Raw genomic sequence first — 6,758 nt, 5'->3', positions numbered from 1 at the left:
ATTAGCGATCGCTACCTCTATTAAAATAAGCGATCGCCTAATCCTTGCACACCTTAATTTACTAAATCAGGGAATACCTCTTGCACAGCAGGATGTACTAAGCGATGGTTCTGCACGTTTACACCCTTAGCTAATGCTGGGTTAACTTCCAGTGCTTTAATTCCTAAATTCGCCAACTGGACAACATAAGGTAATGTACTGTTGTTGAGTGCCTGGGTTGCTGTCCAAGGTACTGCTCCTGGCATATTAGGAACGCCATAATGCACTACACCTTCTTCAACGTATACCGGATTTGTGTGTGATGTCGGGTGCAAGGTTTCTATGCAACCACCTTGGTCAACGGCTACATCAACTATTACAGAACCAGGACGCATTTGTTTAACCAATTCACGGGATACTAATATTGGTGCCCTGCGTCCCAGTACTAAAACTGCACCGATGAGCAAATCCGCTTCAATGACTGCGGCTTCAATATGAGCAGAGTTGCTATAAACCAATTCGACCCTAGAGCCAAACAGGGTTTCTAAATAAGATAAACGCTCGACACTCACATCTAAAATCTGGACGCTAGCACCCATGCCTACGGCAATTTTAGCTGCTTCTGTGCCGACAACGCCGCCACCTAAAATTACTACTTTACCTGGTTGGACTCCAGGGACACCACCTAAAAGAACTCCTCTACCACCTTGCTGACGTTCTAGAAATCTCGCCCCAAATTGTACTGCTAGCCGACCAGCAATAACGCTCATAGGGGTGAGCAAGGGTAGTCTGTTAGCGCCTGGTTGTTCTACAGTTTCGTAAGCGATCGCAGTTGTGCCACAATCAATTAAATTCTCTGTCAATTTGCGATCGGCTGCTAAATGTAAATAAGTAAATAATATCTGCCCTTTCTGCAAAAATTTATACTCAGATGTCAAAGGCTCTTTGACTTTAACAACTAATTCCCGATTCCAAGCCGTTTCTGATGTAGGGACAATTTCGGCTCCAGCATTTCTGTAGTCGTCATCTGAAAATCCAGCACCATTACCTGCTTGTGTCTCGACAAAGATACTATGACCATTTTCCCGCAGTACCCGCACACTAGAAGGACTTAAACCTACCCGAAATTCTTGATCTTTATTTTCCTTGGGAACGCCAATTTCCATATATCGCCTCTGATAATTTTTTTGTTTAACTGTAGCCTGCGAATTTCAAGCTTGCTACTTTCCTCTTAGGACTGGTCTATTACAGATAGCTGTATTAGAGATAATTAATCTGTGTCTTAAGTTTCTCAATTTAATCTGAGTAGCTCCAAACTCTTACCCTTGACTATTGCCCCAGTATTTATACAATATATAAAGAATAGTAACAATTTATTAAAGAAGCGATTGTATAGCTCCCTACTAGGAAGCTTTTGCTGAATTTATCAAGTTATCTTGACATTCAAGTATTGCAATTAGCTTTTAAGCTACTCTAACTTTTCACGTTATCTGGAAAAGCCCAGGAAAAATCTAACCTCCTGACTCCGTTACCGATGGAGAAGGAGAAAATTCAAAGTCTCTCTCCTTAAAGGAAAAGAGAAATAGAAGTGAGGTTTTCCATCCTGAAAAGTCAGATAAGCTACCAAGTCTAAGGTAAAAGGTAAAAGTAAAAGCACAAGTCTATTCTTTTAACTTTTGCCGCTTATCTTCAACAACTCCTGCGAAGTCTAATATCAAGTCCCGTTTGCCGAAAAAAGGTTTCTTAAAAATGACACAAACACAACCAACGATTACACCTAAATTAGAGGAGCCTAAGTTTGGCTTTAACGAATATGCTGAACGCTTGAATGGTCGAGCAGCAATGATTGGCTTCGCTTTGCTGCTGGTGATTGAATACGTCACCAATCAAGGGGTGGTATCATGGCTAGGTCTGAAGTAGTGTCACTAACAAGCACAAGGTAGAAGTTGTAAGCTAGTAATTAAAAGAGTTTCAACCAGCTGGAACAACCAGTTGGTTTGACTTTAAGAATTGATAGCCAATTACTTCGCCTTAGATACTTTAATTAGACTTATTCGTAAATTATTGCCCTAGAATGTAAGCAAGAGAGGAATCGAAATATTTATCAGTGATATAAATATTATAAACTTGCAACTAGTACAGTAGGGTGGAAATGCAGCCACTATGTCAATTAACAAAACTTGGCAAGGGGTAAAATCCCATAGTTAAGGGTAAACAAAGTTCCGCCACACTCTACTAATATATACAAGGCGATTAATGAGTCCACTTCCTCTCTACTAAAGAAAATCATAATTTGTATCTGCCTTACATAAGAAAGGCAAACTACGGGTGAGGTATTCTTGGTAAATATACACAAAAGGTGAACTGGAACCAACCAAGCTGTGATGAATGCTGTATTACCTCGTTTTTTGAAGTCAACCTACCGAAAAGAGCCGCTAATCAGTGTATTGATAACAATGGGCGCTATAGATGCCCTGATTGGCGGATTGAATGATAGCTGGTCGTTGTTCGCTTTTGGTTTGGGAACAACAGGGATAGCGCTAGCTTTTAAGTTGTGGCGTTTCCAGCAGCGTCGTCCTTTACCAGAAGAACCTGTAGTGCAACATTATTTGCCCTCTCGTTCTTCTAGTGCGCCTTTACCAATGTTAAGCGTTTCTAAGAAAAAACCACCTCTCTAGGAAGTGCAGAGTTATTACTGAAATAACTCTGCAAAATTGATTTGAGTAACCCTATTTATAAAAGTGAGGAAAAAAAGTGAGTAGTGAGGGAAGAGGTGGGAATAATTTTCTACGCCCGTATATTATCCTGGCGTTTATGGCAACTGTTGCCCTTCCAGTGACTAGCTGGCAAGGGTTTTATATTCATGAAGCTCATGCTGCCATTGAGGTAACACCAAACTCCCAAACTACCAACAGCTTTGCTAATGCCCAACTACTTTACACACTTGTAGGACATACCGGAACCGTTAAATCCCTCGCTTTCAGTCCAGATAACAAAGTTCTGGTGAGTGGAGGCGCAGAAAACGAGGGTGTAATTCGCCTGTGGAACCCAGCAAACGGCAAAAAGTTGGGGAATATTAACAAAGCACACCAAACAGCCGTAGAATCTTTAGTAATTTCACCAGATGGGCAAACCCTCGCTAGCTGTAGTGATGACAACACGATTAACCTCTGGAACCTGAAAAATTTTAAATTTACCCGATCTTTTGTTGGACATACCAGTAACGTATTATCTTTAGCGGTGTCTCCTGATAGTAAAGTTCTCATCAGTGGAGCTTTAGATGGAATTCGGATATGGGATTTGCTACAGCAGCGCCCTCTAGGGACTCTAGTACGTTTTGACAATTTGATTTATACCCTAGCCCTTAGTCCTGATGGGCAGACCTTAGCTAGTGGTGACAATAAGGGTGTAATCAAACTGTGGAATTTGACTACTGGTAAATTAATCAGTGAATTTGTAGCTCATGATAATGCTGTTAGCAGTGTGAACTTTACACCAGATGGACAAACATTAGCTACTGCTAGCCGCGATCGCACAGTCAAACTGTGGAATATTAATAGTGGAGAATTAGTCCGCACCCTTACAGGACATAATAATTGGGTAAATGCGATCGCTATTAATCCCGATGGACAAACTCTTGCTAGTGCTGGCAGAGATGGCATTAAAGTGTGGAATTTAACTACAGGTGAGTTAATAAATACACTGAGCGAACATACAGACTGGGTGAGTGCGATCGCTTTTAGTCCTGATGGTAAAATTCTTGCCAGTGGTGGATTTGATAAACAAATCAAGATTTGGGGAACTCCACAAAACCTAATTAACAGCACTCGTACAAAATCAGGGACTTCTAAATAAAAAATATCCCATCGCTTTGAAACTAAGATCCCCGACTTCTTTAAGAAGTCGGGGATCTTAGTTGGTTAAATTTAACTAAATTGTTCCTCTGCATCCAGGTTGAACAGCATTTGCAGAGTTTGCATACAGCGCCGTCTGGCTTCAACATCTTGCTGCGATCGCAATTGCACCATCGGGTCATGTAAAATTTTATTGACAATTCCCCGCGTTAATGCTTCAATCACCTCTTGATGTTTTTCTGCGAATTCCGAACCCAATCTCGACAAAGCTTTTTCTAACTCTTGTTCGCGGATGGTTTCGACTTTATTTCGCAGACAGCTAATAGTGGTAACAGTTTCAAGAGAGCGCCACCAAATATCAAAAGCTTCCACTTCTTCCTCTAAAAGTTTTTCTGCTTCTTGTGCAATCTTCCGACGGCTTTCGTAGTTTTGCGCTACTACTGCCTTCAAATCATCCACATTAAATGCTTGCACATTTTCCAATTCATTTACATCCGCATGAACATTACGCGGCACAGAAATATCAAATAACATTAAAGAGCGCTGAACTTCTAAAACCATTTCCAACTTGGCACGGTCAAGGATTGGCTCTGTTGCTGAAGTACTTGTAAATACTAAATCGCTATCGGCAATTACAGTCATCATTTCCGATAGCGGATGAATATTGATCGGTTGTTGAGGGAACAGCTTTGCTAATTCTTGGGCACGTTCACGAGAGCGATTTATAATACTAATTTCCACCGCACCTTTAGAAATTAGGTGTTGCACCAGCAACCGTGACATTTTGCCAGCACCCAAAATTACCACTCGGCAAGCAGCTAGATTTGCCACTTTTATCTGCGCTAACTCTACAGCAGCCGAACTAATAGAGACAGCACCAGTACCAATACTAGTTTCAGTGCGAACCCGCTTACCAGCAGTCAGCGCTTGTTTAAATAATCGATTCAAAATTGTTTTTATACCGTTATATTGCTGTCCCAGTTTGTGAGTAGTTTTCACCTGAGCCAGAATTTGGCCTTCTCCGAGTACCAGACTATCTAAACCACCTGCTACTCGCATGACATGCATAACTGCATCATCATGTAGCAGCATAAACAAATGTTGTCGCAGAGAAAGCACGGGTAATTTACTGTATTCCGCAAGAAACTGCGTTATTTCCCGGATACCTTGGTCTGCTTCACTGGTAACAATGTAAATTTCTAGGCGGTTACAAGTGCTAAGAATTGCAACTTCGTCAATATGGGGATAGCTGGCCAGTTGAGCGATCGCACTTTCAACTTGTGGTTCTGGAATGCTCAGTTTTTCCCGGACTTCTACTGGGGCTGTTTTATGGCTTAACCCCACCACTGCTATATTCATTTGCTAAATCGTAGTTACTAGTTGGTAGTTGATAATAGGGCATTGAGTCATAAATAGGGAATGGGGAATTTTTGTTTATTGGTTGATAGGTTTTCCAACCAATAAACAATAACTAATCACTAAATACTAACTACTAACTAGTGTAACGATGAAGCATTTGGGTGACTATTTTTCCATTTTTTAGAAAGATTTATTTCCAAATGCTTTACCCCTACTTTTACCATTCCCCATTCCCTAAAAATTAGTTCAGTTGCAGAGTCTTGGGTTCACCAAACATGTGAATTGTATCAACAAATCGAGCAGTTTTCGATTGGTTAGAAATTACCAAGCTTTGAGTTCTGGCTCCGCCGTTGAAGAAACGTACACCATTCATCAGATTACCACTGGTAATGCCGCTAGCAGCGAACAGAACAGTTTTACCAGATGCCAATTCATGAGCATCATAGACCTTATCGGGGTCATTGATATTCATAGACTTTAAGCGATCGATGTTAGCTTCTCTGCTTTCTCCAATCAGACCTGTTTTTACGACTGCTGGATCGTAAATCAGCTGACCTTGGAAGTGTCCACCCAAAGCACGCATTGCTGCTGCCGAGATTACACCTTCAGGAGCCGCACCGATACCCATCAGAGCGTGGATATTAGTTCCAGCAAAACCGCAGCTTATAGCTGCACCCACATCACCGTCTGAAATTAGGGCGACTCTCGCTCCAGCCTCACGGATTTCTTTAATTAAATCGTTGTGGCGTTCGCGCTTCATAACCACGATCACGAGTTCTTCAATAGAGCGCTCTAGACACTCAGCGAGAATCTTGAGGTTTTCTGTTGCTGACTTGTTGATGTCTACCTTGCCTTTAGCTGCGGGGGGTGCTGCTAACTTCTTCATGTAAAAGTCAGGAGCAGCAAATAAGCCACCCTTTTCAGAAATTGCCAAGACAGCCATCGAACCAGGTTGTCCATAAGCTACCAAGTTCGTACCTTCACAGGGGTCAACAGCGATATCAATTTCAATTAATTCATCAGGGTTACAGAAATTTGCGGCATCTGGTTGGGTACAGATACCAACTTCTTCCCCGATGTATAACATAGGGGCATCATCGCGTTCGCCTTCCCCAATCACAATGCGACCCCGCATGTGGATTTTATTCATCCGCTCCCGCATAGCTTCCACAGCTACCTGGTCAGCGATGTTTTTTTCGCCTTTACCCATCCACTTCGAGGAAGCGATCGCGGCTTGCTCTACTACTTCAATAATCTCTAACCCAAGTGTATTTTCCACAGAGTCTGCCCTCTCAACTGGTTGAATTTCCGCCGCTTTATCTGGCTATTTCAGTTTTCAAGTCTACCAAAGGGCGGATACACCTGGAAGAAAGTTAAGTTTTACTGCTAACTCGTTAGAAAAGTGCCAGTTAATACATTCCTCATTTTTTACTCCTAACTACTCCAGTATAAAGCGTGTTCAAAAGGAACTAAGTTTTGAACTAGTACAAATAGGTAGCAGTATATATCTAGAACATTGCTTTTATTCAGTGTTTCTCTTTAGGTATAAAATAATAAAGAAAAAAA

The 6,758-nt window shown here is 41.6% G+C and carries 6 protein-coding genes; 3 read left to right on the top strand and 3 right to left on the bottom strand.

Features of this window, described 5'->3' with window-relative positions:
- Nucleotides 1–53 precede the first annotated feature (53 nt).
- Nucleotides 54–1,145, bottom strand: a complete 1,092-nt coding sequence (ald, locus tag VE944_RS12850) for an alanine dehydrogenase (protein WP_324977553.1) — start codon at nucleotides 1,143–1,145, stop codon at nucleotides 54–56.
- A gap of 583 nt (nucleotides 1,146–1,728) precedes the next feature.
- Between ald and VE944_RS12845 the strand changes: the two genes are divergently transcribed.
- The 3 genes from VE944_RS12845 to VE944_RS12835 all read left to right on the top strand — a co-directional run bounded on the left by VE944_RS12845 (nucleotide 1,729) and on the right by VE944_RS12835 (nucleotide 3,834).
- On the top strand, nucleotides 1,729–1,899 hold the full coding sequence (locus tag VE944_RS12845; RefSeq protein ID WP_324977550.1) for a chlorophyll a/b-binding protein: 171 nt from the start codon (nucleotides 1,729–1,731) through the stop codon (nucleotides 1,897–1,899).
- A 464-nt stretch (nucleotides 1,900–2,363) separates the two neighbouring features.
- Complete coding sequence (locus tag VE944_RS12840; RefSeq protein WP_100899725.1) at nucleotides 2,364–2,657, top strand: hypothetical protein; 294 nt, start codon at nucleotides 2,364–2,366, stop codon at nucleotides 2,655–2,657.
- A 136-nt stretch (nucleotides 2,658–2,793) separates the two neighbouring features.
- On the top strand, nucleotides 2,794–3,834 hold the full coding sequence (locus tag VE944_RS12835) for a WD40 repeat domain-containing protein (protein WP_324977555.1): 1,041 nt from the start codon (nucleotides 2,794–2,796) through the stop codon (nucleotides 3,832–3,834).
- A 71-nt stretch (nucleotides 3,835–3,905) separates the two neighbouring features.
- Here VE944_RS12835 and VE944_RS12830 read toward each other — a convergent pair whose 3' ends face one another.
- The gene (locus VE944_RS12830) at nucleotides 3,906–5,192 is read right to left on the bottom strand and encodes a glutamyl-tRNA reductase (protein ID WP_324977548.1); all 1,287 of its coding nucleotides are present in this window, start codon (nucleotides 5,190–5,192) and stop codon (nucleotides 3,906–3,908) included.
- Between the two features lie 241 nt (nucleotides 5,193–5,433).
- Nucleotides 5,434–6,471 carry a class II fructose-bisphosphatase gene (gene glpX / locus VE944_RS12825; protein WP_324977547.1) on the bottom strand — a complete coding sequence of 346 codons (1,038 nt, stop codon included), beginning with the start codon at nucleotides 6,469–6,471 and terminating at the stop codon, nucleotides 5,434–5,436.
- Nucleotides 6,472–6,758 lie beyond the last annotated feature (287 nt).

This window comes from Nostoc sp., assembly GCF_035638895.1.
Lineage (GTDB): Bacteria > Cyanobacteriota > Cyanobacteriia > Cyanobacteriales > Nostocaceae > Nostoc.
This window is presented reverse-complemented; position numbering and strand designations above follow the sequence as displayed.

Bases quoted from the DNA above. Each gene is read 5' to 3' on its own strand.
- ald (WP_324977553.1), bottom strand. From the start codon at position 1,145: ATGGAAATTGGCGTTCCCAAGGAAAATAAAGATCAAGAATTTCGGGTA.
- VE944_RS12845 (WP_324977550.1), top strand. From the start codon at position 1,729: ATGACACAAACACAACCAACGATTACACCTAAATTAGAGGAGCCTAAG.
- VE944_RS12840 (WP_100899725.1), top strand. From the start codon at position 2,364: ATGAATGCTGTATTACCTCGTTTTTTGAAGTCAACCTACCGAAAAGAG.
- VE944_RS12835 (WP_324977555.1), top strand. From the start codon at position 2,794: ATGGCAACTGTTGCCCTTCCAGTGACTAGCTGGCAAGGGTTTTATATT.
- VE944_RS12830 (WP_324977548.1), bottom strand. From the start codon at position 5,192: ATGAATATAGCAGTGGTGGGGTTAAGCCATAAAACAGCCCCAGTAGAA.